Genomic DNA, 26,205 nt, shown 5'->3' with positions numbered 1-26,205 from the left:
CACCATGACCGACTACGCCCGCCTCGACGCCTGGGTCGACGCCCACTTCGACGAAGAAGTCCGCTTCCTGCAATCCCTGGTGCGCGTGCCCACCGACACGCCGCCGGGCAACAATGCCCCGCACGCCCTGCGCACCGCCGAACTGCTGCAGGACTTCGGCTTCGATGCCGAAGCGCATGCCGTGCCGGCCCAGGAAGTCCAGGATTACGGCCTGCAATCCATCACCAACCTGATCGTGCGGCGCGAATACGGCCCGGGCCTGCGCGTGGCGCTCAATGCGCACGGCGACGTGGTGCCGCCCGGCGACGGCTGGCAGCACGATCCCTACGGCGCCGAGATCGACAACGGCAGCCTGTACGGCCGTGCCGCCGCGGTCAGCAAGAGCGACTTCGCCAGCTTCACCTTCGCCGTGCGTGCCCTGGAGGCCGTGGCCCGGCCCAGCCATGGCTCGGTCGAACTGCACTTCACCTACGACGAGGAATTCGGCGGGCTGCTCGGCCCCGGCTGGCTGCTGCGCCAGGGCCTGACCAAGCCCGACCTGCTGATCGCAGCCGGCTTCAGCTACGAAGTCGTCACGGCGCACAACGGCTGCCTGCAAATGGAAGTGACGGTGCACGGCAAGATGGCGCATGCCGCCATTCCCGCCAGCGGCGTCGATGCGCTGCAAGGCGCGGTCAAGATCCTGAACGCGCTGTATGCGCAGAACACGCTTTACCAGCAGGTGACTTCCGCGGTGCCCGGCATCTCGCACCCCTACCTGAATATCGGACGCATTGAAGGCGGCACCAACACCAACGTGGTGCCCGGCAAGGTCAGCTTCAAGCTCGACCGCCGCATGATCCCCGAAGAAAACGCCGTCGAGGTCGAAGCCGATATCCGCCGCATCATCCAGGAAGCCGCCGCGCAGTCCCCCGGCATCCAGGTCGAGATCAAGCGCTTGCTGCTGGCCAATTCCATGCGCCCCCTGCCGGGCAACCAGCCACTGGTCAGCGCCATCCAGAAGCACGGCGAAGCCGTCTTCGGCGAACCGATACCGGCCATGGGCACGCCGCTCTACACCGACGTGCGCCTGTATGCCGAAGCCGGCATCCCCGGTGTGATCTACGGCGCCGGCCCGCGCACGGTGCTTGAGTCGCACGCCAAGCGCAACGACGAACGCGTCGCGCTCGAAGACCTGCGGCGCGCCACCAAAGTCATCGCGCGCACGCTGGCGGACCTGCTGCAACCGGCCTGACGAGCCGCCTGGCCCTGACCGCGAACGCGGACCGGGCCAGCGGTCAGGCGGCCAAAGACGGGCCTGCGACGACCTGCCTGGCGCTGCGGCGTGATGCGGCCCTTCCCCGCACAGCACTCCCCCGCTCTCCCAGAGCAGTCTCCTCGCCCAGATAGCCGTATCCCTATGCCCGGCACGGGTTTTCCTCTATTCAGCCCGCGCCTCGCTTTGTATACATTTTCAGTACACACAAAAGTATCTCAGGACCCTTACCCGACCGAATCCCTACTCCGGCAGGAGACTTCCGCTATGCAGGCAGCACCCAGCTTGTCCCCCGAGGTTCATCCCGTCGACCAGCGCCTGCCCGCCGGCAAGCTCGCGGCGTTGGGTTTGCAACACGTGCTGGTGATGTACGCCGGCGCGGTGGCGGTGCCACTGATCGTGGGCCGCGCCCTGAACCTGACGCCGGCCGAAGTCGCCATGCTGATCTCGGCCGACCTGTTCTGTTGCGGCTTGGTGACCTTGATCCAGGCCCTGGGCGCCACGCAGTGGTTCGGCATCAAGCTGCCGGTGATGATGGGCGTCACCTTCGCGTCGGTGGCGCCCATGGTGGCCATGGCCAATGCCCATCCGGGCGCCGCTGGCGCGCAGACCCTGTTCGGCACCATCATCGGAGCGGGCATCGTATCGATACTGATCGCGCCGCTGATCAGCAAGATGCTGCGATTCTTCCCGCCTGTTGTGACGGGCACCATCATCACCCTGATCGGCATCACCTTGATGCGCGTGGGCATCAACTGGATCTTCGGCAATCCCGCCGGTCCCACCGCGCCGGTCATCGTCGACCCGGTCTACACGCAGTGGCTGGCGCAGGTCACCTCGCCCGGCAGCCCGATTCCGCCCGTACCGCAAGGCTTCGCCATCCGGCCATCGATGCTGAATCCGCGCTATGCGGATCCCGCCGGCCTGGCCGTGGCCGCGCTGGTGCTGGCGTCCATCCTGCTTATCGTCAAATACGCGCGCGGCTTCGTCGCCAACATCTCCGTGCTGCTGGGCATCGTGATCGGCGCGGTAGCCGCATCCGCGCTAGGCATCATGACCTTCGAGAAAATCGGCCGGGCCGAGTGGGTCGACATCGTGCTGCCGTTCCACTTTGGCATGCCCCGGTTCGACCCGATGCTGATCCTGAGCATGTCGCTGATCATGGTGGTGGTCATGATCGAATCCACCGGCATGTTCCTGGCGTTGGGGGAAATGACCGGCCGTAAGGTCGACCAGCAGGATCTGGCGCGCGGCCTGCGCACCGACGGGCTGGGCACCGTGATCGGCGGCGTGTTCAACACCTTTCCGTACACCAGCTTTTCACAGAACGTCGGGCTGGTCGCGGTGACCGGCGTGAAGAGCCGCTTTGTCTGCGTGGCCGGCGGCGTGATTCTGGTAGTGCTGGGCCTGCTGCCCAAGATGGCCGCGCTGGTGGAATCGCTGCCCACCGTGGTGCTGGGCGGCGCCGGCATCGTCATGTTCGGCATGGTCGCCGCCACCGGCATCCGCATTCTTTCCGGCGTGGATTTCAAGGGCAACCGCCACAACGCCATGATCGTGGCAGTGTCGATCGGCATCGGCATGGTCCCGTTGATCGCACCGGACTTCAAGCAATGGCTGCCGCATTCGCTGCATACGCTGCTGGAATCCGGCATCTTGCTGGCGTCGATATCGGCGGTGCTGCTCAATGCCTTTCTGAACGGCACCGCCTGCGACGAGCGCGCCGTCATTGCGGCGGCGCTGCAAGCCGAGAAGCACTGAACGGCGGCCGCCCTCGCCGCCGGGATCGCACGAGCGATGCGAGCCCGCCCTGGCGATCCGTGCTTGCCTTCTGACGCCCTACGCCAAGCGCATCACGCGGCGCCAGAACAGCACCGCGACCGCCACAAACACCGCCAGCCCCAGGAACGAGGCCGTACGGGCAAAGTCCTCGCCCGCAATCGCCAGCGGCGCATCGGTGCCGGCAGCGCCGATGATGGCGGCCATCACGACGCCCACCAGGCTTTCCCCCACGATCAGCCCCGAAGCGATCAGCACGCCGCGGCGGTTGGCCGCGTCGGCGAACTGCTCGTACGGCTTGCCCGCAGCCTGGGCGCGACGGCGCAGCGCACGCTCGAGCAGCCAGGCCAACAGCGCGCCGGCGACGATGGGCGCCGCCACCGTGGGCGGCAGGTAGATGCCGATGCCCACCGCCAGCACCGGAATGCGGGCCACCTTGCAGGTGCGCTTGAGGATCTCGTCCACCACGATCAGGCCCACGCCCACCGCCATGCCGATCAAGATCATGGTCCAGTTCAGCTGGTGCGTGAAAATACCGCGCGCGATCGCCAGCATCAGCGTCGCCTGCGGCGCCGACAGCGCCTGGCTGGCGTCCATGCCTTCGCGCGGCATGGCGTCGGCAAAACCGTAGGCGTTGTACAGCAGCTCCAGCACCGGCGAGATCACCGCCGCGCCGACCACGCAACCGATCAGCAGCGCCACCTGCTGGCGCCACGGCGTTGCGCCCACCAGCCAGCCGGTCTTCAGGTCCTGCAGGTTATCGTTCGAGATCGAGGCCACCGCCACCACGGCCGAGGTGCTGAAGATCGCCAGCGCGATCGCCATCTGCACGCCGTTCTGCACCGCCAGCAATTCACCGCCCAAGGCCAGCATCAGCAAGGACACCAGCACGATGGCCACGATGCCCACACCCGAGATCGGGCTGGTCGACGAGCCCACCAGGCCGGCCATGTAGCCGCAGGCGGCCGCCACCAGGAAGCCGAACACGAAGGCGAACAGCACCGCGTAGGCCACCAGTTTCCAGACCGCCGCCGCCGACAGCGGCGCGCCGCCCAGGAACACCTGGAACGTGATCACCAGCACCGCCACCAGGATCAGCGTCACGACCGAGATCCAGCCGGCCGACAGATCGCGCTCGGTGCGCGGCGCCTGGCCGGCCCGGGCGGCGCCCGCGCGGGTCAAAGCCGAAAACGACGCCTTGACGCCGCGCGCCATCGGCACGAACAGCGTGGCCAGCGTCCAGATGGCGCCCACCCCGATCACGCCCGCGCCGATGAAGCGCACCTGCGAGGCCCACAGGCCGGTGGCGAACTTTTCCAGCGACATGTTGGCGGGAATGTCGGCCATGGCGGTCAGGATCGGCACCGCGATGCCCCACGAGATCACCAGCCCGACCAGCATCGCCAGGCCCGCGACGATGCCGATCAGGTAGCCGGCGCCCAACAGTGCCAGCGAAAAGCCCATCGGCAGGCGGAAGACCGCGCCGCCCAGCGAGAACCAGCCGCTGACGCCGTCGCCCAGCACCCGCAGGCCGCTGGCCGCGAAGCTGACCACCGCGGCCACTGCGCCGCCGCTGACGATATCGCCCATGCCAGTGGCGGCCGGCTTGGCCGGCGCCCGGCCGGCCTCTTCCGCCGCATCCTGGGCGCGCTCGGCGCTGCCCACCCGCAGGATTTCGGCAGCCGCCACGCCTTCCGGATAGGGCAGGTCGCTTTGCACCACCATCACGTGGCGCAGCGGAATCGTGAACATCACGCCCAACATGCCGCCGGCTGCGCAGATGCCCAGGGTCTGCCAGAACGGAAAGCCTTGCCAGTGGCCCATCATGACCAGAGCGGGCAGGATAAAGATGATGGAGGATAGCGTGCCGGCCGCCGAGGCCTGCGTCTGCACCATGTTGTTTTCAAGGATGTTGGCATCCTTGAACAGGCGCAGCACCGACATGGATATCACCGCCGCGGGAATGGCCGACGAGAACGTCAGGCCGACCTTGAGCCCCAGGAACACATTGGAGGCGGTGAAGATGATGGTGATCAACGCGCCCAGCAAGATGCCGCGGAACGTCAGTTCCGGCAGCGTGACTTCCGCCGGGACGCGAGTGGGTTGAGTCATTGAAGTCTCCCTATACTGGCCGCGGCACGCCACCCAGGAAGCGGACGCACCGCGGCTATCAGGGCGTATCCGCCCTGTTGGTTGCCGGTTTATTTTTTGTGAAGCGCGAATTCTAGCGCTTCATCGTCCACCTAGTGGTCACGAGCCGTAAGCGACATCCGGCAGCAGATCCTGCCGCCCATATGAACATTGGCAAACGATTATGCTGAAAGCCAGGGTTTCTCCCCCAGGTTTTGATATCCCATGCCCCAGGGACAGGTCTAGCATGGGCGGTACAAGGAGACAAAACCATTATGTGTGACGCCAGCCATTCCGCCGCCGGACAAGACCTCCGGCAAGACGCCGACCCCGCGGAGACCGCCGAATGGCGCGACGGCCTGCAATCCCTGGTCGAGACCTCGGGCCCCGACCGTGCGGGCTATGTGCTGGACAACCTGCTGGGCCACGCCGCCACACTGGGCCTGCGCGCCAACAGCCAGACGCGCACCGCCTACCTGAATACCATTCCTGCTGACCAGGAACCGCCCTTTCCCGGCAACCTGGCGGTGGAAGAACGCATTGCCCGCATCAACCGTTGGAACGCGCTGGCCATGGTCGTGCGCGCCAACCAGGCCCACGGCGAACTGGGCGGCCACATCGCCAGCTATGCCTCGGCAGCCGACCTGTTCGAGGTCGGCTTCAATCACTTTTTTCGCGCCTCCACGCCCGAAGGCCCGGGCGACCTGGTCTACATGCAGCCGCACTCGGCGCCCGGCGTCTACGCCCGCGCCTACCTGGAAGGTTTCCTGAAGGAAGACGATCTGGCGCACTTCCGTCAGGAAATCACCGCCACGGCGCGCGGCCTGCGCGGCCTGTCGTCGTATCCGCACCCGTGGCTGATGCCAGACTTCTGGCAGTTCCCCACCGGCTCCATGGGCATCGGCCCGATCAACGCCATCTACCAGGCCCGCTTCATGCGCTACCTGGAGCACCGTTCGCTGGTGCCCGGCGGCGACCGCAAGGTCTGGGGTATTTTTGGCGATGGCGAAATGGACGAGCCCGAATCCATCGCCGCCCTGACGCTGGCCGCGCGTGAAAAGCTCGACAACCTGGTGTTCGTCGTCAACTGCAATCTGCAGCGCCTGGACGGCCCGGTGCGCGGCAATGGCCGCATCATCGACGAGCTGGAAACGCTGTACGCCGGCGCCGGCTGGAACGTCATCAAGCTGGTGTGGGGCAGCGACTGGGACGCCCTGCTGCGCCGTGACACCAATGGCGCGCTGGCGCGCGCCTTCGCCAACACGGTGGACGGCCAGTTCCAGACCTTCGCCGCCAACGACGGCGCCTTCAACCGCGCCCACTTCTTCAACCAGAACCCCGAACTGGCAGCGCTGGTCGCCGACTGGACCGACGAGGCCATCGACCGCCTGCACCGCGGCGGCCACGACATGGTCAAGATCCATGCCGCCTACCACCGCGCGTCGCGTCATCGCGGACAGCCCACCGTGATCCTGGCGCAGACCAAGAAGGGTTTCGGCATGGGCACCGCGGGCCAGGGCAAGATGACCACGCATCAGCAGAAAAAACTGGACGACGAAGCGCTGCTGGCATTCCGCGACCGTTTCGCGCTGCCCATTTCCGATGCCGACTGCCTGGCGCTGAAGTTCTACCGTCCGGCTGAAGACAGCGCCGAGCTGCGTCACCTGCAGGCGCGCCGCGACGCGCTGGGCGGCCACATTCCCCGCCGCAATACCGAGGCCCCGCGCCTGGCGCCGCCTGCGGCCGAGCAATGGGCCCGCTTCGCGCTGGCCGCCGACGGCAAAGAAATGTCGTCCACCATGGCCATCGTGCGGATGCTGACGGCCCTGCTGAAAGACCCGCAGATCGGCGCGCGCATCGTGCCCATCGTGGCGGACGAGGCACGCACCTTCGGCATGGCCAACCTGTTCCGCCAGATCGGCATCTATTCGGCGCAAGGCCAGCTGTACGAGCCCGAGGACATCGGCTCGGTGCTGTACTACCGCGAAGCGCGCGACGGCCAGATCCTGGAAGAAGGCATTACCGAGGCCGGCGCCATCTCGTCGTGGACCGCGGCCGGCACCAGCTATTCGGTCAACGGCCTGCCGATGCTGCCCTTCTATATCTATTACTCGATGTTCGGCTTCCAGCGCATCGGCGACCTGATCTGGGCGGCGGCCGACCAGCGCACCCGCGGCTTTCTCATCGGCGCCACCTCGGGCCGCACCACGCTGGGCGGTGAAGGCCTGCAGCACCAGGACGGGTCGAGCCACATCATGGCGGCGGCCGTGCCCAACTGCCGCGCCTACGATCCGGCCTACGCCTACGAAGTGGCCGTGATCGTCGAATACGGCATGCGCCGCATGCTGGACGAACAACGCGACGAATTCTTCTACCTGACCGTCACCAACGAGAACCTGGCCCAACCCGACATGCCGCAGGACGGCGCCGCCGCCGAAGGCATCCTGCGCGGCATGTACCGGCTGCGCCCTGCCCGCCAGCAGGCGCAGGTGCGGCTGCTAGGCGCCGGCCCGATGTTGCGCGAAGCGGAAATGGCCGCCGACCGCTTGCGCGACGACTACGGCGTGGATGCCGAAGTCTGGAGCGTCACCAGCTTTTCCGAGCTGGCGCGCGACGGCCGCGAAGCCGAACGCGCCCGCGTGCTGGGGCTGGATGCCGGGCAGTCCGTGGATTGGGTGCGCACCTGCCTGGGCGGCAGCGACGCCCCGGTGGTGGCCGCCACCGACTATGTGCGCGCCGTGCCGGAGCAGATCCGCGCCTGGGTGCCGGCGCCCTTTCGCACGCTGGGCACCGACGGCTTCGGCCGCAGCGACACGCGCGCGCAGTTGCGCGACTTCTTCGAGGTCAGCGCCGACTGGATCGTGCTGTATGCGCTGGACAGCCTGGGCCGCCGGGAGCAGGCGGACGCGCTACGCCGCAAGCTCAATGCAGAATCTCGGACCAATCCGCCTTGGGCCCAATAAGCCCCTGAAAGGCAAAGGAAAAAAGCCCCCAGCGGGGCTTTTTTCTCATCCGGCGCACGGCGTCGAATCCGGCGCGGCTTGACCAAAATCGCCGGATCGCTGCGGTGCAGCAACCAATTCGCGCCGCTTTCTGTTGAAATACGGGTGTTCCCTAAGCATTTTCCAAAGAATACGGCGGGCCGCGAGCCCGCTTTTTGCTTTCCGTTTTTACCTTCCAAGTTAGCGCCGAAAAGGCTGTATCCCATGGACGAAACCCTCACCAAAATGGCGTTGGATTACCACGCCTATCCCACCCCCGGCAAAATCTCGGTCACCCCGACCAAGCCCCTGGCCAACCAGGACGACCTGTCGCTGGCGTATTCGCCTGGCGTGGCCGCCGCTTGCATGGCCATCTTCGACCAGGGCGATGACGCCGCGTCCAAGTACACCTCGCGCGGCAACCTGGTGGGCGTGATCACCAACGGCACCGCCGTGCTGGGCCTGGGCAACATCGGCCCCTTGGCCGCCAAGCCCGTCATGGAAGGCAAGGGCTGCCTGTTCAAGAAGTTCGCCGGCATCGATGTGTTCGACATCGAACTGGCCGAGAACGATCCCGACAAGCTGGTCGACATCATCGCGGCGCTGGAGCCCACGCTGGGCGGCGTCAACCTCGAAGACATCAAGGCGCCCGAGTGCTTCTACATCGAGAAGAAGCTGCGCGAGCGCATGAAGATCCCCGTCTTCCACGACGACCAGCACGGCACTGCCATCATCTCGTCGGCCGCCATCCTGAACGGCCTGAAGGTCGTGAACAAGGACATCGGCTCGGTCAAGCTGGCTTGCTCGGGCGCCGGCGCCGCCGCCATCGCCTGCCTGGACCTGCTGGTGCACCTGGGCGTCAAGCGCGAGAACATCTACGTAGTGGATTCCCGCGGCGTCATCTGGGAAGGCCGTGATGAAAACATGGAGCCCAACAAGAAGCGCTACGCGCAAAAGACCGACGCACGCACGCTCGCCGACGTGGTCAACGGCGCCGACGTGTTCCTGGGTTGCTCGACCGCCGGCGTGCTGACCGCCGACATGGTCAAGACCATGGCCGACCGCCCGCTGATCCTGGCGCTGGCCAACCCGGAACCGGAAATCCGCCCGGAAGTCGCCAAGGCCGCCCGCCCCGACTGCATCATCGCCACCGGCCGTTCGGACTACCCGAACCAGGTCAACAACGTGCTGTGCTTCCCCTTCATTTTCCGCGGCGCCATGGATGCCGGCGCCTCGCGCATCACCGAGGAAATGAAGCTGGCGTGCGTGAAGGCCATCGCCGAACTGGCGCAAGCCGAGCAGAACGACGAAGTGGCCCGCGCTTATGCCGGCCAGGAGCTGGCGTTCGGCCCGGACTACATCATTCCGAAGCCGTTCGATCCGCGCCTGATCGTCCAGATCGCCCCGGCCGTGGCCCAGGCCGCCGCCGACTCCGGCGTGGCCGCCCGCCCCATCGAGGACATCGAAGCCTACCGTCAAAAGCTGATGGGCTTCGTGTACCACTCCGGCCAGCTGATGCGTCCGCTGTTCGCCCAGGCCAAGAAGGCGCCCAAGCGCGTCATCTACGCCGACGGCGAAGACGAGCGCGTCCTGCGCGCTGTGCAGACCGTGGCCGATGAAAAGCTGGCATTCCCGATCCTGATCGGCCGCCCGTCGGTCATCGAGATGCGCATCAAGAAGTTCGGCCTGCGCCTGATTGCCGGCCAGCATTTCGAGATCGTCGATCCCGAAGACGACAGCCGCTTCAACGAAACCTGGAACGCGTACTACCAGCTCAAGGGCCGCGAAGGCGTGACCCCGGCCATCGCCAAGGCGATGATCCGCAAGCACAACACGCTGATCGGCGCGATGCTGCTGCGTCGCGGCGACGCCGACGCGCTGCTGTGCGGCGTGGCCAGCAAGTACGACAACCAGCTCAAGTACATCGACGAAATCATCGGCAAGAAGGAAGGCCAGACCTACGCCGCCCTGAACGTGCTGATGCTGCCCGACCAGACGCTGTTCATCACCGACACCCACGTCAACGAGAACCCGTCGGCCGAGGAAGTCGCCAGCATCACCATCCAGGCCGCTGACGAAATGCTGCGTTTCGGCGTGGTGCCCAAGATCGCCCTGCTGTCACACTCGAACTTCGGCAGCCGCGTCACGGAATCGTCGCGCAAGATGGCCGCCGCCCGCCAGATGGTACAAGAGCGCGCTCCCGACCTGGAAGTCGACGGCGAAATGCACGCCGACGCCGCCCTGTCGGAAAAGATCCGCGTGCTGGCCTACCCGGACAGCACCCTGAAGGGTCCGGCCAACCTGCTCGTCATGCCCACGCTGGACACCGGCAACATCACCTACAACATGCTGAAGATGACTGGCAGCAATGGCGTCGCCATGGGCCCCATCCTGCTGGGCGCCGCGCGCCCCGTGCACATCCTGACGACCAGCGCCACCGTGCGCCGCATCGTCAACATGACGGCCCTGGCCGTGGTGGATGCGCAGCAGGAAGCCGCCGAAGCCGCCAAGAAGCGCCGTTGATCGCCCGCCGGCGATAGCGCTCAACGGGCGCCCCGCGAGGGGCGCCTTTTTTTGCCCCTCGGGCCGGCAACAGGATGGCCCGCGTCCGATACGGATGGTAAAAAGCGGGCTACCCCTTCTTCTGCGGAGTCCCCTATGTTGCTCGACGCTTTCCTTGCCTGGTTTCACTACCTGGCGATCTTCGTGCTGGTGGTGGTGCTGACCGCCGAAGCCGTGTTGCTGCGCCCCGACCTCACGCCCGCCGCGCTAAAGCGCCTGGTCGTCTACGACCGCCTGTATATGTTCAGCGCGATCGCCGTGCTGGCTACCGGCGTGCTGCGCTTGACCCTGGGCGTCAAGGGCGCCGCCTTCTACATGGGCAATCCGTGGTTCCACGCCAAGATCACGCTGTTCGTGATCATCGGCCTCTGTTCGGCCCCGCCCACGCTGGCCTTCCTGCGGTGGGCAAAGCAAGCGCGTCAGCAGCCGGGATTCGTGCCCGGCGCGCCCGAAATCAAGCGCGCCCGGCGCTGGGTCATCATCGAATCGCACCTGTTCATCTTCCTGCCGCTGTTCGCGGTGTTGATGGCGCGCGGCATCGGCGTCTGACGCCCGCAAGGGCCCCGCGCGCGGCTCAAGGGCAACGCGCGCGGGCCGGCCCTGACGGCGCCTCGTCACCCACGATGATCGTGGCGAAGTGAAACACCCCGACGGTGTCGTTCTTGACGACATCCAGCACCTTGCCCTGCAGCGTCTGCATCACGGACATCCCTTCGGGCACGTCCTCGTGGCCAGCCCGCTTGGCCGCCTGGCCATTCCACGGGCTCATGAGCAACACACCCGGATACGGCTCACGATCGTCGCCGCGGCCGCGGCGCACTGAGCGGACCTGGGTGCCGGCGGCATAGCTGACATCGCCGAGCGACACCGGGCAGGCCAATTCGGCATCGCTGACCCGCAGCAGGCGCCGTGCCTCGTCCAGATAGATCCTGGGATTGCTCAGCGGCAGCCCGAACACCTTGACCGCCACGGGGTCCTTGACCTCGATACGCCAGCGATCCGGGTCGCGCGAGCCGTCGGTATAGACCGTGCCGGACGACCCATAGGCGATGGAACCCGCGGCGATCTCCAGATCCGCCACCCGATTGCCCGCGCCCAGCACGCATTTGCTCAATCCCGTCATGGCGCCGTCGCGGGCCACGTCGATTTCGATGTCCTGGGTGGCGTCGCACTGCCATCCCAGCACCGCCTGGCTGCCCGTGCCGCGTAGCAGCACCGTGCGCGGATGGCGGCCCAGCAAGGCGTAGGTGTCTTTGTCGTAGTCGGCATCCAGGTAGCGGATGGCGCTGGTCGCCTGCACGCCGTACAGGGACACGGGCTCGGGGAACTGCGCGTCGACGTAGGTCTCAAGTTCGCCTTCGTCCTGCAGCTTCAAGCGCGTGCCGGCGGGCATGACGATGCCGCCGACCGTGGTCGGCTGCGCCAAGGTGACATTGCGCGCGGCCTCGCGGCGGTCGCTTTCGCGCCCGATCTGCCAGAACACGGTCTGGACCCAGGCATAGAACGCAAAGGGCACCAGCAGCACCACGAACAGCAAAGTCGAAGTTTTCCAGTACTTGCGGACCGCCCGGCGCGCCCCGGCGCTGGTGGCCACGACCAGCAGCCAGCCCAACAGCAGCAGGCCGGCCAGGAAGCCGCAGGAAAGCAGGATGTAGAAACCCGCAGAAGGGAGGGCTATCGGAATCATGGCCAGGATGATATCGCCAAATCCGCCCGCCCACCGCGCCGCCCTGGCGTATTGCCAGGCAACAAAAAACCGCCCGAAGGCGGTTTCTGGTTCATGCCCGGCAGCGAATCAACGCTTGTCCATCGGGGGCACGTCGCGCGTGACCGAACCGGTGAACAGCTGACGCGGACGGCCGATCTTGTAATCGGGATCCGACAGCATTTCATTCCACTGGGCGATCCAGCCGACCGTGCGGGCCAGCGCGAAGATGGCCGTGAACAGCGAGGTCGGGATGCCGATGGCGCGTTGGACGATACCCGAGTAGAAGTCCACGTTCGGGTACAGCTTGCGCTGCACGAAGTACGGATCCGACAGGGCGATACGTTCCAGTTCCATGGCCAGCTTGAACAGCGGGTCGTTTTCCAGGCCCAGGGCCGAGAGCACTTCCTTGCACGTTTCCTGCATCAGCTTGGCGCGCGGGTCGTAATTCTTGTAGACGCGGTGGCCAAAGCCCATCAGGCGCACGCCCGAGTTCTTGTCCTTGACCTTCTCCATGAACTCGCCAACCTTGGCGATGCCGCCGTTGGCTTGCAGTTCTTCGAGCATCTGCAGGCAAGCTTCGTTGGCGCCGCCGTGAGCCGGGCCCCACAGGCAAGCCACGCCAGCCGAGATGGCGGCGAACGGGTTGGTGCCCGACGAACCGCACAGGCGGACGGTCGAGGTCGATGCGTTCTGTTCGTGGTCGGCGTGCAGGATGAAGATGCGGTCGAGCGCGCGTTCGACGACTTCGTTGACCTTGTAGTCTTCGCACGGCGTGGCGAACATCATGCGCAGGAAGTTGCCCGTGTAGGACAGGTCGTTCTGCGGGTAGATGAACGGTTGGCCTTGCGAGTACTTGTACGCCATCGCGACCAGCGTCGGCATCTTGGCGATCAGGCGGATGGCCGAGATGTGGCGATGCTGCGGGTTCGTGATGTCGGTCGAGTCGTGGTAGAACGCGGACAGCGCGCCCACCAGGCCCGTCAGGACGGCCATCGGGTGGGCGTCGCGGCGGAAACCACGCAGGAAGAAATGCAGCTGCTCGTTGACCATCGTGTGATGGGTCACTTGCGAATCGAAGTCGGCCTTCTGTTCCTGGTTCGGCAGTTCGCCGTTCAGGATCAGGTAGCAGATGTCCATGAAGTCGCAGTTGATGGCCAATTGCTCGATGGGGAAGCCGCGATACAGCAATTCGCCCTTATCGCCGTCGATGTACGTGATGCCCGATTCGCAGGCGGCCGTCGACATGAAGCCGGGGTCAAACGTAAACATGCCCGTCTGGCCGTACAGCTTGCGGATGTCGATCACATCCGGACCGACCGTGCCCTTGTAGACAGGGAACTCAATGGGTGCGCTGCCATCCGAGAAGGATAGAGTGGCTTTTTTGTCAGACAGGTTCATGTTTTTTCCTCTCAATTAATCACAGTGCGCGCATCTGGCCAATAATGCCCCGAAGCCTGGGGGTGTCCAGATCGCCTTCGAGTTCCTTGCGGGCCAGCAGCAGGTCGAGAAGGTCGTTGTCTCCCATCTCGAACAGCTGGGTCAATGCGGCCACATCATCGTCGGTAAGTTCGGCCTCGTAAGCGTCCAGATACCGGGTAATGATCAAGTCGTTTTCGAGCAGGCCGCGGCGCGCCCGCCAACGCAGACGCGCCCGTTCCAGTTCAGTAAGCCTGCTCATCTTTACACCACCAATACATTCAAGACTAGACCGTGCGACGGACCATCAGTTCCTTGATCTTGCCAATCGCCTTGGTCGGGTTCAGTCCCTTGGGACAGACGTCGACGCAATTCATGATGGTGTGGCAACGGAACAGGCGGAACGGGTCATTCAGGTTGTCCAGACGCTCGCCGGTGGCTTCGTCGCGGCTGTCCGCGATGAAACGGTAGGCTTGCAGCAGGCCGGCCGGGCCGACGAACTTGTCCGGATTCCACCAGAACGACGGGCAGGAAGTGGAACAGCACGCGCACAGGATGCACTCGTACAGGCCGTCCAGCTCTTCGCGGGCCTCGGGCGACTGCAGGCGCTCTTTTTCGGGCGGCGGCGTGTCGTTGATGAGGTACGGACGAACCGAGTGGTACTGGTTGAAGAAGTGCGTCATGTCCACGATCAGGTCGCGGATCACGGGCAGGCCCGGCAGCGGGCGCAGCACGATGGGTTCCTTCAGTTCGCGAAGGTTGGTCGTGCAGGCAAGGCCGTTCTTGCCGTTGATGTTCATGGCGTCGGAACCGCACACGCCTTCGCGGCACGAGCGGCGCAGCGCCAGGCTGTCGTCGACGTCGTTCTTGATGCGCACCAGCGCATCAAGCAGCATCTTGTCGGTCGGCTGGAGTTCGACTTCCAGCTTCTGCATGTACGGGCGCTCGTCCTTGTCCGGATCGTAGCGGTAGATTTCGAACTTGACGATTCTCTTGGTGCTCATAGTAGGCTCTATCCGGACTTAGAAGGTACGCGCCTTGGGCGGGAAGGACTCGACCGTCAACGGCTTCATCTGCACGGGCTTGTAATCCAGGCGGCTGCCTTCGGAGTACCACAGCGTGTGCTTGAGCCAGTTTTCGTCGTCGCGGGTCGGGTGGTCGTCCAGCGCATGCGCGCCGCGGCTTTCCGTGCGGTTGGCGGCCGACTTGATCGTGGCGCGGGCCACTTCGGTCATGTTGGCCAGTTCCAGCGCTTCGACGCGCGCGGTGTTGAACACCTTGGACTTGTCCTTGAAATAGATGTTGTCGGCTTGCTTGGCCAGGTCTTCGATCTGGGTCACGCCTTCGTTCAGCAGTTCCAGCGTGCGGAACACGCCGCAGTGGCGCTGCATCGAGAAGCGAATGGCGTTGCCGATATCTTGCGTTTTTTCACCCGAGGTGCGCGCTTCCAGCTTGTTCACGCGGTCCAGCGAGAATTCGACGGCTTGCTTGGGCACATCCTGGTGGGCGTGCTGGCGTTCCGGGTGCGAATTGACGATGTGGTTGCCGGTGGCCCGGCCGAACACGATCAGGTCCAGCAGCGAGTTCGTGCCCAGGCGGTTGGCGCCGTGCACCGACACCGCGGCGCATTCGCCGATGGCGTACAGGCCGTTGACGATCTTGTTCTCGCCGTTTTCGCGCGACAGCACCTGGCCGTGGTAGTTGGCCGGAATGCCGCCCATCTGGTAGTGGATGGTCGGAACGACGGGGATCGGTTCCTTGATCGGGTCGACGTTGCCGAACTTGATGGCGATTTCGCGGATCGAGGGCAGGCGCTTGTTGATGACGTCGGCGCCCAGGTGGTCGAGCTTGAGCACGACGTAGCTGCCATCCGGACCGCAACCGCGGCCTTCCTTGATTTCCTGGTCCATCGAGCGGGACACGAAGTCGCGCGGAGCCAGATCCTTCAGCGTGGGCGCATAGCGCTCCATGAAGCGTTCGCCATCCTTGTTCAGCAGGATGCCGCCTTCGCCGCGCACGCCTTCCGTGATCAGCACGCCGGCGCCGGCCACGCCGGTCGGGTGGAATTGCCAGAATTCCATGTCCTGCAGCGGGATGCCCGCGCGGGCGGCCATGCCCAGGCCGTCACCGGTGTTGATGAAGGCGTTGGTGGAAGCGGCCCAGATACGGCCGGCGCCGCCGGTGGCCAGCACCGTGGTCTTGGCTTCCAGGATGTAGATTTCGCCCGTTTCCATTTCGAGGGCGGTCACGCCCACGACGTCGCCGGCTTCGTTGCGCAGCAGGTCCAGCGCCATCCATTCGACGAAGAACTGGGTGCGCGCGGCAACGTTGCGCTGGTAGAGGGTATGCAGCAGCGCGTGGCCGGTGCGGTCCGCGGCGGCACAGGCGCGCTGGACCGGCTTTTCACCGAAGTTTGCGGTGTGGCCGCCGAACGGACGCTGGTAGATGGTGCCGTCCGGGTTGCGGTCGAAGGGCATGCCGAAGTGCTCGAGCTCGTACACGGCGTTCGGGGCTTCGCGGCACATGAATTCGATGGCGTCCTGGTCGCCCAGCCAATCCGACCCCTTGACGGTGTCGTACATGTGCCAGTACCAGTTGTCTTCGCTCATATTGCCCAGCGAGGCGCTCACGCCGCCCTGCGCCGCAACGGTGTGCGAACGGGTGGGGAACACTTTGGACAGCACGGCAACCGACAGGCCCGCTTGGGACAGTTGCAGCGAACAACGCATGCCGGCTCCACCGGCGCCAACGACCACCACATCAAACTGGCGGCGCGGCAAGGATTTCATGACAGAGACCACGGCTTAGATGCTCCAGAGGATTTGCGCAAAGTAAATGACCGTACCGATCAACCAGAGGATCGTCAGCACTTGCAGCAGCAGGCGCAGGCCCACCGGCTTGACGTAGTCCATCCAGATGTCGCGCACGCCGATCCAGGCGTGCCAGGCCAACGCAAAGAATGCAAGGGAGGCCAGGATCTGGCCAACCGGAATGAAGCCCACGTAGAAATTGAACAGCTTGACCCAGTGTTCGTACGTGAAGGCAGGCATCAGCAGGATGCCGACAAGCAGCACCAGCGTGTACACGGCCATGATGACGGCGGTGATGCGCTGGATGATGAAGTCCATGACGCCATAGTGAGCGCCGACGACCAGGCGCTTGGGTCCGTAGTTTTTAGCGGCGGCCATTTACAGCACTCCGAACAGTTTGAGACCGAACACCAGCGTCAGCGCCAGGCTGACACCGAAGACCACGCCGGCGCTTTTCTTGGCCGACAGCTTGTCGATACCGATGTGCAGGTCCAGCAGCAGGTAGCGGATGCCGGCACAGAAGTGGTGCAGGTAGCCCCAGATCAGGACCAGGAAGACGAGCTTGACGATCGGGTTGGCCGCGAAGGACGCGATCCAGGCGAACGATTGCGGTGCGGCCACGCTCGCTGCGAACAGCGGCACGATGACCAAGGGCAAACAGAGGAACAGCAAAATGCCGCTGATGCGGTGCAGGATGGACAGCTTGCCGGCCAGGGGCAGGCGGTAGGAGAACGCAACTTGGGCAAGCCCAATATTGCGAAACTGCGGACGTGGCTTGGCAGCGGTGTCGGACATGACGGCCTCGGTGTTTCGGAACTAGGGAATCGTGACGGCGCTAATGCCGTGGCCCTTGCGGGCAAACACGGTATTTTCGCCCAGAGATCGGGTTGGTATCAAATCGTAGGTAAAAAGCTCATCAATTCAGACTATTGCGGTAGTGGTATCGATCGGTCAAGTACAAGCCGCGCCGAATTTCCATGGGGCGGTCACCATACGTGTAAGACACGCGATCCACCTGCAACAACGGCGCGCCGACGGCAACATTAAGCAGCGTACAGACTTCGGCCGGCGCGGCGACCGCGCGCAGCTTCTCGTCCGCGCGCACCATGCTGACGCCGAACTCGGATTCAAACAGGCCATAGAGCGGCGCCTTGTTGGCGGTCAGCAGCTCGAGGGTAAGGCCGCGGAAGATGGACCCCGGCAGCCAGATGTCGTCCAGCACGGTGGGTGTCTGCCCCATGGACAGCAGCCGGCGGATGGAAACCACGGTTTCGCCAGCGCGCAGGTCGAGCGCGCGCGCGATCTCGGCGGGCGCCCGCAGGCGGCGGCATTCGAGGATGCGGCTTTCCGCGCGGCCGGGCTCGCCCTCTTCGTCGGGGGCCAGGCGCAGGAAGCGGTAGCGCACGCGGGCTTCGTGGTGGGTGGCGACGAAGGTGCCCTTGCCCTGGCGGCGCAGCAGCAGGTGTTCGGCGGCTAGCTCATCGACCGCCTTGCGTACCGTGCCCTGGCTGACCTGAAAGCGGGCAGCCAGATCGATTTCGCTGGGGATGAGTTCGCCGGGTTTCCATTCGCCGCGGTCCAGGCTCTGGACAAGCAGGTCCTTGATCTGGCGATACAGCGGACTGAAAGCGGCCCCCTCGCCCGTTGGACGGGCGGCGCGTGTGCGTAAGGAGGTTTCGGGCCGGGGGTCTGCCATGGATCGTCTTGGAAGTGTCATGTTCATCCGGAGAATGGTAGGCAGCGCAAAGGATGCGGTTCCATCCACAATGCGCTGCTGCGGTGCCGGTGTTCTGGCCTGATACAGGCGCGCAGCCGGCGGTGCTGCGGCGCATTCGAACAAACGCTCTATTGTGGCATATCGGGCGCGGCGCTGTCCAACGTCTTATGTCTTATATAAGATATAAGATCAATTGACGGACACGTAAATTCGATCTAGGATTCCTGGCTGTCCGGCGACGCGCCCGCCCCTTGCGCCCGCGCTGTCTTTGCCGCTCAACGGATTACACTGATTGGTGAGATTTTTCTCGCCACACCATTACGGAGAACGTCCATGTCTAAGCCTGCCTTGCGTGTCGCCGTCACCGGCGCCGCCGGCCAAATCGGTTACGCACTGCTGTTCCGCATCGCCTCCGGCGAAATGCTGGGCAAAGATCAGCCCGTCATTCTGCAACTGCTTGAAATCCCTGACGAAAAAGCGCAAAAGGCCCTGAAGGGCGTCATCATGGAACTGGATGACTGCGCCTTCCCGCTGCTGCAGGAAGTCACCGCCCACAGCGATCCGCGCACGGCATTCAAGGATGCGGACGTGGCCCTGCTGGTTGGCGCCCGCCCGCGCGGCCCCGGCATGGAACGCAAGGATCTGCTGTCGGTCAACGCTCAGATCTTCACGGCTCAGGGCAAGGCCCTGAACGACGTCGCCAGCCGCAACGTCAAGGTCCTGGTCGTCGGCAACCCGGCCAACACCAACGCCTACATCGCCATGAAGTCGGCGCCGGACCTGCCCGCCAAGAACTTCACCGCCATGCTGCGCCTGGACCACAACCGCGCCCTGTCGCAGCTGTCGGCCAAGTCGGGCAAGCCGGTCGCCGCGATCGAGAAGCTGGTCGTCTGGGGCAATCACTCGCCCACGATGTACCCCGACTTCCGCTTCGCCACTGTCGACGGCCAATCGCTGACCAAGCTGATCAACGACGACGCCTGGAACCGCGACACCTTCATCCCCACCGTGGGCAAGCGCGGCGCCGCCATCATCGAAGCCCGTGGCCTGTCCTCGGCCGCTTCGGCCGCCAACGCCGCCATCGACCACGTCCGTGACTGGGTCCTGGGCAGCAACGGCAAGTGGGTCACGATGGGCATCCCGTCGGACGGCTCCTACGGCATCCCGGAAGGCATCATCTACGGCGTGCCGGTCACGACCGAAAACGGCGAATACAAGCGTGTCGAAGGCCTGGAAATCGACGCCTTCTCGCGCGAACGCCTGGACTTCACGCTGAAAGAGCTCCTGGAAGAGCGCGACGGCGTCAAGGACCTGCTGAAGTAAGCAGCGCTTGAGTAAAGGATTGGGCCCGTTGATGCGGGCCCAATCCTTAAGCAAGACTGCTTTTGCAAGACCGAGACATACACGTGTCCCTTTGCCCCGCCGCCGGCGATTGTCGCGAAGGGGACAGATTTATGTTCCGGACCCGCGCTAAGGTCGTGGGCTAACCACAAGAAAGAACGGAGACCTCCATGTCCAGACCCGAATCCGCCGGCGCCCTGTTCCGCCGTGCCCTTGCCGAAGAAAGCCCGCTGCAGATCATTGGCGCCATCAACGCCAACCATGCCCTGCTGGCCAAGCGCGCCGGCTACCGCGCCATCTACCTGTCCGGTGGCGGCGTGGCGGCGGGTTCGCTGGGGCTGCCCGACCTGGGCATCAACACCATGGACGACGTCCTGACCGACGTGCGCCGCATCACCGACGTGTGCGACGTGCCGCTGCTGGTGGACATCGATACCGGCTTCGGCCCGTCGGCCTTCAACATCGCCCGCACGGTCAAGAGCCTGATCAAGTTCGGCGCCGCCGCCTGCCACATCGAAGACCAGGTCGGCGCCAAGCGCTGCGGCCATCGTCCGGGCAAGGAAATCGTCAGCACCGAGGAAATGGCCGACCGCGTCAAGGCCGCGGCTGACGCCCGCACCGACAGCGACTTCTACCTGATCGCCCGCACCGACGCCATCGCCTCGCACGGCGTGGACGCCGCCATCGAGCGCGCGCTGGCCTGCGTCGAAGCCGGCGCCGACGCCATCTTCGCCGAAGCCGCCTACGACCTGCCCACCTACGACCGCTTCGCCCAGGCCGTCAAGGTGCCGGTGCTCGCCAATATCACCGAATTCGGCAAGACGCCGCTGTTCTCGGTCGAAGAACTGAAAAGCGTGGGCGTGGGCATGGTGCTCTACCCGCTGTCGGCCTTCCGCGCCATGAACAAGGCCGCCGAAGCCGTCTACACCGCGATCCGCCGCGACGGCCACCAGAAAAACGTGGTCGACCTGATGCAGACCCGCGAAGAACTGTACGAACGCATCGGCTACCACGAGTTCGAATCGAAACTGGACGCCCTCTTCCAGAAGGGCAAGGCGTAAATCGCGCCGCCAGGCCACCGTATCCGGCGCCACGGCGATCCCACGGCGCCCAGCTTCCCCCCATTGCATCGACCACCGCGAAAGGAAAGGAGTAGAGACATGAGCACGGCTCCCAAGAAGCAAGCAGCCAAGCAGGACGCCCCCAAGCAGGAAGCCAAGCCGCAGGCCGCGCCGGAAGAAAAGGCCGGTTTCAAGCCCAAGAAGTCGGTCGCGCTGTCCGGCGTGGTCGCGGGCAATACCGCCCTGTGCACGGTCGGCCGCAGCGGCAACGACCTGCACTACCGCGGCTACGACATCCTCGACATCGCTCACACCAGCGAATTCGAGGAAATCGCCCACTTGCTGGTCCATGGCAAGCTGCCCAACAAAGCCGAACTGAAGGCTTACAAGGAAAAGCTGCGCAGCCTGCGCGGCCTGCCCGTCACGCTGCAGGACGCGCTGGAAGCGCTGCCCGCCGCCAGCCACCCGATGGACGTCATGCGCACGGCCGTCTCGGTGCTGGGCTGCGTGCTGCCTGAAAAAGACGACCACAACACCCCGGGCGCGCGCGACATCGCCGACCGCCTGATGGCCAACCTGGGTTCGGCCCTGCTGTACTGGTACCACTACAGCCACAACGGCCGCGTCATCGACGTGCAAACCGACGACGACAGCATCGGCGGCCACTTCCTGCACCTGCTGCACGGCGAAAAGCCCAGCGAAGACTGGGTCAAGGCGATGCACATCTCGCTGAACCTGTACGCCGAGCATGAATTCAACGCGTCCACCTTCACCGCCCGCGTCATCGCCGGCACCGGTTCGGACATGTACTCGTCCATCACCGGCGCCATCGGCGCGCTGCGCGGCCCCAAGCACGGCGGCGCCAACGAAGTCGCGTTCGACGTGCAAAAGCGCTACGAAACGCCTGACGAAGCCGAGGCCGACATCCGCCGGCGCGTGGAAGCCAAGGAAGTCATCATCGGCTTCGGCCACCCGGTCTACACCGTGTCCGACCCGCGCAACAAGGTCATCAAGGAAGTCGCCAAGAAGCTGTCCAAGAAGGCCGGCAGCACCAAGATGTTCGATATCGCCGAACGCCTTGAGACGGTCATGTGGGACATCAAGAAGATGTTCCCCAACCTGGACTGGTTCTCGGCCGTCAGCTATCACATGATGGGCGTGCCCACCGCCATGTTCACCCCGCTGTTCGTCATCGCGCGCACCGCGGGCTGGTCGGCCCACATCATCGAGCAACGCATCGACAACAAGATCATCCGCCCCACCGCCAACTACGTGGGTCCGGAAGACCAGAAGTTCGTGCCGCTCGACAAGCGCAAGTAAAGACCATGGGCCTGCCGACGCCTTTTCCCGCGCCGCGCAGGCCCCGGGCCGCCTGTACACACTCAGGAGAGGTACCGATATGTCTGCCCCGATCTCCAACGTCCGTCCCGAGCCCGACCAGGTCCTGGTCGATATCGCCGACTACGTACTGAATTATGAAATCCAGAGCGGCCTGGCCTACGAGACCGCCCGCAACTGCCTGATCGACACCCTGGGCTGCGGCCTGGAAGCGCTGGAATACCCCGCATGCCGAAAGCTGCTGGGGCCGGTCGTGCCAGGCACCATCGTCCCCCATGGCGCCAAGGTCCCCGGCACCCAGTTCCAGCTCGATCCCGTGCAGGCTGCCTTCAACATCGGCGCGATGATCCGCTGGCTGGACTTCAACGACACCTGGCTCGCCGCCGAATGGGGCCATCCGTCCGACAACCTGGGTGGCATCCTGGCCACCGCCGACTGGCTCTCGCGCACCGCCATCGCCGCCGGCAAGCCGCCCCTGACCATGCGCGACGTGCTCACCGGCATGATCAAGGCGCATGAGATCCAGGGCTGCATCGCGCTGGAAAACTCCTTCAACAAGGTCGGCCTGGACCACGTGGTGCTGGTCAAGGTGGCCTCGACCGCCGTCGTCGCGCAGATGCTGGGCCTGGACCGCGACGAAGTCATCAATGCCGTGTCGCTGGCCTGGGTCGACGGCCAGAGCCTGCGCACCTACCGCCACGCCCCCAACACCGGCAGCCGCAAGAGCTGGGCCGCCGGCGACGCCACCAGCCGCGCCGTGCGCCTGGCCCTGATCGCCCGCACCGGCGAAATGGGGTACCCGTCGGTACTGACCGCCAAGACCTGGGGCTTCTACGACGTGCTCTTCAAGGGCCAGCCCTTCAAGTTCCAGCGCCCCTACGGCAGCTACGTCATGGAAAACGTGCTGTTCAAGATCTCGTTCCCGGCCGAGTTCCACTCGCAGACCGCCGTCGAATGCGCCATGCAGATCCACGACCGCCTGAAGACCCTGGGTAAGACCCCGGACGACATCGCAAAGATCACCATCCGCACCCACGAGGCGTGCATCCGCATCATCGACAAGAAAGGCCCCCTGAACAACCCGGCCGACCGCGACCACTGCATCCAGTACATGGTCGCTGTCCCCCTCCTGTTCGGCCGCCTGACCGCCTCTGACTACGAAGACAGCATCGCCCAAGACCCGCGCATCGACACCCTGCGCGACAAGATCATCTGCGTCGAAGACCCCGCCTACACCCGCGACTACCACGACCCCGACAAACGCTCCATCGCCAACGCCCTGACCGTCGAATTCACCGACGGCTCGACCCTGGACGAAATCGTCTGCGAATACCCCATCGGCCACAAACGCCGCCGCGCCGACGGCATCCCCCTGCTGGAAGCCAAGTTCAAGACCAACCTGGCCCGCATGTTCCCGGCCCGCCAACAAGCCAAAATCCTGGAAGTGTCCCTGGATCAGGCCAAGCTGGAGGCGATGCCAGTAAACGAGTACGTCGACCTCTACGTGATCTAAGCTGACTGACTCTCAAAGAAAGCCAGCAAACCGTCCCCACACGCTGCGCGCCCCAAGCAACACCCCACCACCCGCGCGCAGCGGCCACCTCCCGACGCACCACAACGCGTAGACCAAAAAAGGCCGCCCGCGCGGCCGTTTTGGGCGGGCCCCGCAAACCTCTCCCACCCCAACGGGTGCAGCAGCGCCCCAATCATCGAAACCCGTAGCCCCTCGGGGCGCCCGCTCCGCAAGCCGCCGCCCCGAGGGGCGACCTACGAAGAACTGACACATCCCCCCAGCATTACAATGCCAACTCCCCCCAAAAAACCCACACCGGACCCCAACCATGGCAATGCTCTGGGTAAAGACTTTCCACATCGTCTTCATCGCGTCCTGGTTCGCCGGCCTGTTCTACCTGCCCAGAATCTTCGTCAACCTGGCCCAGCAATCGGATTCCGCCGTCCAGGTCACCCTGCTGGGCATGGCCCGCCGCCTGTACCGCTTCACCACCATCCTTGCCATCGTCGCCGTCGTTCTGGGCATGTGGCTCTATCTCGGCTACGGCATCGGCGTCGGCCCCGGCAACGGCTGGATGCACGCCAAACTCTTTTTCGTCCTGCTCGTCATCGGCTACCATCACGCCTGTGGCGTCATGCTGCGAAAATTCGAACAGGGCAAGAACACCCGTTCGCACAAGTTCTATCGCTGGTTCAACGAAGTTCCCGTCTTGCTGCTCTTGGTGGTGGTGGCGCTGGTCGTCGTCAAACCCTTCTGATTCCCCCTACCTTTTGCACATTCGCCAGGATTCGTATGTCCGCTGATGACCAGGACCGCCCGCGCAAGACGCTGACGATCAAGAAAACCGCTCGCGACGCCCACGCCGAAGCCGCACCCAAGCGCGTGCGCACCGGCGCCCGGGCCCGCCTGGTCGCGCAGAACGAGCGCACCAAGGACAGCGTTGAGCGCCAGAAAGACCCGGAAGGCTATCAACGCCGCCAGGCAGAAGAGGCCGCGCGCTACGCGCGCAAGCCCGCTGCCGGCGGCCGCGGTGCTGCGGACCGCAGCGCCCCGGACCGCAATCCGTCCGCCCGCGGCCAGGCGTCGCGCGGTCAGGATGCGCGAGGCCCCGGCAGCCGCGCGCCCTCATCCGACCGCAACCGAGGCGACAGCCCGCGCCGCGACGCCGCCCCTGGCACGCGCTCCGGCCGCCCGCCGCAGCGCGCGCCGCGTCTGGATGACCAGTACATCGCGCCGGCCACCCCGGCCGGCCGCTTCTACGATCCCTTCGAAGACGACGGCCCGGCGCCCGAATTCGCGCCCGAACCCGACTACGATGACGCCTCTGACGCGGGCCACGCCCCGGCCGGCCGTCACCAGGACACTCACGACCACCGCGAGCGCGAACCTGTTGTCGAAGTGCGCAGCCGCCGCCCCCGCGAAACCCGCCAGGCGGAAGTCTTCAAAGTATTCGCGCCCTGCCCCCAGGGACTGGAAGAAGCCCTGACCGCCGAAATGCAGGCGCTGGGCTACGAAGACGCCCAGGCCGGCCGCGCCGGCTGTTCGTTTACCACTGACTGGTCGGGCGTGCAGCGCGCCAACCTGTACTCGCGCCTGGCCACCCGCATCCTGGTGCAGGTCGCCCATGCCGAGATCTCACACGAAGACGACATCCTGGACCTGGCCCGCGACACCCCCTGGGAACGCTGGTTCGGCGCCGAGCAGACCTTGCGGGTCGACACCTCGGCCATCAAGAGCCCGGTGCAAAGCCTGCAATACTGCAACCTGCGCGCCAAGGACGGCATCTGCGACCGCCTGCGCGAACTGGAAGGCGAGCGCCCCAGCATCGACACGGTACGCCCCGACGCACGAGTGCACCTGTTCCTGACCGGCCACACTGCCACCCTGTACCTGGACACCTCCGGCGAATCGCTGTTCAAGCGCGGCTGGCGCCTGGACAAGGGCGAAGCGCCGCTGCGCGAGAACCTGGCCGCCGGCATGCTGGCGCTGGCGGGCTGGGACCCGGCCGCGCCGCTGCTGGACCCCTTCTGCGGTTCTGGCACCATCCTGATCGAAGCGGCCTGGATCGCCCTGGGCGTGCCTCCCGGCATCTCGCGTCCGTTCGGCTTTGAACGCCTGCGCGACCACGATGCCTACCGCTGGCGCGACCTGAAGGAAGACGCCCGCTCGCGCATCCTGCCGCAGCTGGACGCGCCGCTGGTCGGCTATGACCTGGATCCCCAGGCCATCGAATTCGCCCGCAACAACGCCGAACGCGCCTGGCTGACCGCCGATTCCATCCGTTTCGAAGTCGGCGACGCCCGCCAGGTGGAGGCCCCGGCCGACCACGGCTGGATCGTCACCAACCCGCCCTATGGCGAGCGCATGCTGACCGAGCCGGACGCCGACCTGTGGCGCGACTGGGCCGCCTGCCTGAAGCGCAATTTCGCGGGCTGGCAGCTGCATGTCATCACCAGCGACATGACCCTGCCCAACCAGATGCGCCTGAAGCCCAAACGCCGCGTGCCCCTGCACAACGGCGCGCTGGACTGCCGCCTGTTCGGCTTTGAACTGGTCGCCGCCGGCTACCGCGACGCCTGACCGCCCCCCCCCCC

General features: G+C 65.3%; 20 protein-coding genes. 11 read left to right on the top strand and 9 right to left on the bottom strand.

Annotated features, from left to right (window positions below):
* Positions 1-4: 4 nt before the first annotated feature.
* Together A9974_RS09355 and A9974_RS09350 are read left to right on the top strand one after the other, a co-directional pair.
* Positions 5-1,234: a M20/M25/M40 family metallo-hydrolase gene (locus tag A9974_RS09355; protein ID WP_183003831.1), complete on the top strand. Its 1,230-nt coding sequence runs from the start codon at positions 5-7 to the stop codon at positions 1,232-1,234.
* A 288-nt stretch (positions 1,235-1,522) separates the two neighbouring features.
* A complete protein-coding gene (locus A9974_RS09350) occupies positions 1,523-3,016 on the top strand; it encodes a nucleobase:cation symporter-2 family protein (protein ID WP_183003830.1) in 1,494 nt (497 codons plus the stop codon).
* Positions 3,017-3,094: 78 nt separating this feature from the next.
* Here A9974_RS09350 and A9974_RS09345 read toward each other — a convergent pair whose 3' ends face one another.
* Positions 3,095-5,146 (bottom strand): OPT family oligopeptide transporter, encoded by a 2,052-nt coding sequence (locus tag A9974_RS09345; RefSeq protein WP_183003829.1) that lies wholly within the window; start codon positions 5,144-5,146, stop codon positions 3,095-3,097.
* A 293-nt stretch (positions 5,147-5,439) separates the two neighbouring features.
* On the opposite strand from A9974_RS09345, the gene mdeB reads away from it, so the two are divergent.
* The 3 genes from mdeB to A9974_RS09330 all read left to right on the top strand — a co-directional run bounded on the left by mdeB (position 5,440) and on the right by A9974_RS09330 (position 11,256).
* The gene (gene mdeB, locus A9974_RS09340) at positions 5,440-8,127 is read left to right on the top strand and encodes an alpha-ketoglutarate dehydrogenase (protein ID WP_183003828.1); all 2,688 of its coding nucleotides are present in this window, start codon (positions 5,440-5,442) and stop codon (positions 8,125-8,127) included.
* 243 nt (positions 8,128-8,370) lie between these two features.
* Complete coding sequence (locus A9974_RS09335; protein ID WP_183003827.1) at positions 8,371-10,668, top strand: NADP-dependent malic enzyme; 2,298 nt, start codon at positions 8,371-8,373, stop codon at positions 10,666-10,668.
* 135 nt (positions 10,669-10,803) lie between these two features.
* Positions 10,804-11,256 carry a DUF2214 family protein gene (locus tag A9974_RS09330; protein WP_183003826.1) on the top strand — a complete coding sequence of 151 codons (453 nt, stop codon included), beginning with the start codon at positions 10,804-10,806 and terminating at the stop codon, positions 11,254-11,256.
* Positions 11,257-11,281: 25 nt separating this feature from the next.
* On the opposite strand, the gene A9974_RS09325 is transcribed toward A9974_RS09330, so the two are convergent.
* From A9974_RS09325 to A9974_RS09290, 8 genes are all read right to left on the bottom strand, one after another.
* The gene (locus tag A9974_RS09325) at positions 11,282-12,394 is read right to left on the bottom strand and encodes a hypothetical protein (protein WP_183003825.1); all 1,113 of its coding nucleotides are present in this window, start codon (positions 12,392-12,394) and stop codon (positions 11,282-11,284) included.
* 108 nt (positions 12,395-12,502) lie between these two features.
* Positions 12,503-13,813, bottom strand: a complete 1,311-nt coding sequence (gene gltA, locus A9974_RS09320) for a citrate synthase (RefSeq protein WP_183003824.1) — start codon at positions 13,811-13,813, stop codon at positions 12,503-12,505.
* Positions 13,814-13,832: 19 nt separating this feature from the next.
* A complete protein-coding gene (locus A9974_RS09315) occupies positions 13,833-14,093 on the bottom strand; it encodes a succinate dehydrogenase assembly factor 2 (protein WP_006218128.1) in 261 nt (86 codons plus the stop codon).
* 25 nt (positions 14,094-14,118) lie between these two features.
* Positions 14,119-14,835, bottom strand: a complete 717-nt coding sequence (locus A9974_RS09310) for a succinate dehydrogenase iron-sulfur subunit (RefSeq protein WP_183003823.1) — start codon at positions 14,833-14,835, stop codon at positions 14,119-14,121.
* An 18-nt stretch (positions 14,836-14,853) separates the two neighbouring features.
* On the bottom strand, positions 14,854-16,620 hold the full coding sequence (sdhA, locus tag A9974_RS09305) for a succinate dehydrogenase flavoprotein subunit (RefSeq protein WP_220805901.1): 1,767 nt from the start codon (positions 16,618-16,620) through the stop codon (positions 14,854-14,856).
* Between the two features lie 15 nt (positions 16,621-16,635).
* Positions 16,636-17,019 carry a succinate dehydrogenase, hydrophobic membrane anchor protein gene (gene sdhD / locus A9974_RS09300; RefSeq protein ID WP_183003821.1) on the bottom strand — a complete coding sequence of 128 codons (384 nt, stop codon included), beginning with the start codon at positions 17,017-17,019 and terminating at the stop codon, positions 16,636-16,638.
* Complete coding sequence (gene sdhC / locus A9974_RS09295) at positions 17,020-17,436, bottom strand: succinate dehydrogenase, cytochrome b556 subunit (RefSeq protein ID WP_025141297.1); 417 nt, start codon at positions 17,434-17,436, stop codon at positions 17,020-17,022.
* Positions 17,437-17,557: 121 nt separating this feature from the next.
* Positions 17,558-18,337: a GntR family transcriptional regulator gene (locus tag A9974_RS09290; RefSeq protein ID WP_183003820.1), complete on the bottom strand. Its 780-nt coding sequence runs from the start codon at positions 18,335-18,337 to the stop codon at positions 17,558-17,560.
* 354 nt (positions 18,338-18,691) lie between these two features.
* Here A9974_RS09290 and A9974_RS09285 point away from each other — a divergent pair, with 354 nt between their 5' ends.
* The 6 genes from A9974_RS09285 (at position 18,692) to A9974_RS09260 (ending at position 26,191) form a co-directional block, all read left to right on the top strand.
* Complete coding sequence (locus tag A9974_RS09285) at positions 18,692-19,681, top strand: malate dehydrogenase (RefSeq protein ID WP_025141299.1); 990 nt, start codon at positions 18,692-18,694, stop codon at positions 19,679-19,681.
* A gap of 188 nt (positions 19,682-19,869) precedes the next feature.
* On the top strand, positions 19,870-20,760 hold the full coding sequence (prpB, locus tag A9974_RS09280; protein WP_183003819.1) for a methylisocitrate lyase: 891 nt from the start codon (positions 19,870-19,872) through the stop codon (positions 20,758-20,760).
* A 99-nt stretch (positions 20,761-20,859) separates the two neighbouring features.
* Positions 20,860-22,080 (top strand): 2-methylcitrate synthase, encoded by a 1,221-nt coding sequence (gene prpC / locus A9974_RS09275; RefSeq protein WP_183003818.1) that lies wholly within the window; start codon positions 20,860-20,862, stop codon positions 22,078-22,080.
* Positions 22,081-22,159: 79 nt separating this feature from the next.
* Positions 22,160-23,611 carry a bifunctional 2-methylcitrate dehydratase/aconitate hydratase gene (locus tag A9974_RS09270; RefSeq protein WP_183003817.1) on the top strand — a complete coding sequence of 484 codons (1,452 nt, stop codon included), beginning with the start codon at positions 22,160-22,162 and terminating at the stop codon, positions 23,609-23,611.
* A gap of 328 nt (positions 23,612-23,939) precedes the next feature.
* Positions 23,940-24,368 (top strand): CopD family protein, encoded by a 429-nt coding sequence (locus A9974_RS09265; protein ID WP_183003816.1) that lies wholly within the window; start codon positions 23,940-23,942, stop codon positions 24,366-24,368.
* Between the two features lie 35 nt (positions 24,369-24,403).
* Entirely contained in the window at positions 24,404-26,191 is a 1,788-nt protein-coding gene (locus A9974_RS09260) for a THUMP domain-containing protein (RefSeq protein WP_183003815.1), read from the top strand.
* Positions 26,192-26,205 lie beyond the last annotated feature (14 nt).

Origin of the sequence: Achromobacter sp. UMC71, assembly GCF_014170305.1 — a bacterium.
In the GTDB taxonomy this organism is placed as follows: Bacteria; Pseudomonadota; Gammaproteobacteria; order Burkholderiales; family Burkholderiaceae_B; genus Achromobacter.
Note: the sequence above shows the minus strand (reverse complement) of the source record. Positions and strands in the feature narration are given on the sequence as shown.

What these genes read in the sequence shown, in the direction of transcription:
- gltA (WP_183003824.1), bottom strand. Translation starts at nt 13,813, where the DNA reads ATGAACCTGTCTGACAAAAAAGCCACTCTATCCTTCTCGGATGGCAGC.
- A9974_RS09325 (WP_183003825.1), bottom strand. Translation starts at nt 12,394, where the DNA reads ATGATTCCGATAGCCCTCCCTTCTGCGGGTTTCTACATCCTGCTTTCC.
- A9974_RS09345 (WP_183003829.1), bottom strand. Translation starts at nt 5,146, where the DNA reads ATGACTCAACCCACTCGCGTCCCGGCGGAAGTCACGCTGCCGGAACTG.
- A9974_RS09330 (WP_183003826.1), top strand. Translation starts at nt 10,804, where the DNA reads ATGTTGCTCGACGCTTTCCTTGCCTGGTTTCACTACCTGGCGATCTTC.
- A9974_RS09335 (WP_183003827.1), top strand. Translation starts at nt 8,371, where the DNA reads ATGGACGAAACCCTCACCAAAATGGCGTTGGATTACCACGCCTATCCC.
- mdeB (WP_183003828.1), top strand. Translation starts at nt 5,440, where the DNA reads ATGTGTGACGCCAGCCATTCCGCCGCCGGACAAGACCTCCGGCAAGAC.
- A9974_RS09310 (WP_183003823.1), bottom strand. Translation starts at nt 14,835, where the DNA reads ATGAGCACCAAGAGAATCGTCAAGTTCGAAATCTACCGCTACGATCCG.
- A9974_RS09355 (WP_183003831.1), top strand. Translation starts at nt 5, where the DNA reads ATGACCGACTACGCCCGCCTCGACGCCTGGGTCGACGCCCACTTCGAC.
- prpB (WP_183003819.1), top strand. Translation starts at nt 19,870, where the DNA reads ATGTCCAGACCCGAATCCGCCGGCGCCCTGTTCCGCCGTGCCCTTGCC.
- A9974_RS09265 (WP_183003816.1), top strand. Translation starts at nt 23,940, where the DNA reads ATGGCAATGCTCTGGGTAAAGACTTTCCACATCGTCTTCATCGCGTCC.
- A9974_RS09290 (WP_183003820.1), bottom strand. Translation starts at nt 18,337, where the DNA reads ATGGCAGACCCCCGGCCCGAAACCTCCTTACGCACACGCGCCGCCCGT.
- A9974_RS09350 (WP_183003830.1), top strand. Translation starts at nt 1,523, where the DNA reads ATGCAGGCAGCACCCAGCTTGTCCCCCGAGGTTCATCCCGTCGACCAG.
- prpC (WP_183003818.1), top strand. Translation starts at nt 20,860, where the DNA reads ATGAGCACGGCTCCCAAGAAGCAAGCAGCCAAGCAGGACGCCCCCAAG.
- A9974_RS09260 (WP_183003815.1), top strand. Translation starts at nt 24,404, where the DNA reads ATGTCCGCTGATGACCAGGACCGCCCGCGCAAGACGCTGACGATCAAG.
- A9974_RS09270 (WP_183003817.1), top strand. Translation starts at nt 22,160, where the DNA reads ATGTCTGCCCCGATCTCCAACGTCCGTCCCGAGCCCGACCAGGTCCTG.
- sdhC (WP_025141297.1), bottom strand. Translation starts at nt 17,436, where the DNA reads ATGTCCGACACCGCTGCCAAGCCACGTCCGCAGTTTCGCAATATTGGG.
- A9974_RS09285 (WP_025141299.1), top strand. Translation starts at nt 18,692, where the DNA reads ATGTCTAAGCCTGCCTTGCGTGTCGCCGTCACCGGCGCCGCCGGCCAA.
- A9974_RS09315 (WP_006218128.1), bottom strand. Translation starts at nt 14,093, where the DNA reads ATGAGCAGGCTTACTGAACTGGAACGGGCGCGTCTGCGTTGGCGGGCG.
- sdhD (WP_183003821.1), bottom strand. Translation starts at nt 17,019, where the DNA reads ATGGCCGCCGCTAAAAACTACGGACCCAAGCGCCTGGTCGTCGGCGCT.
- sdhA (WP_220805901.1), bottom strand. Translation starts at nt 16,620, where the DNA reads ATGAAATCCTTGCCGCGCCGCCAGTTTGATGTGGTGGTCGTTGGCGCC.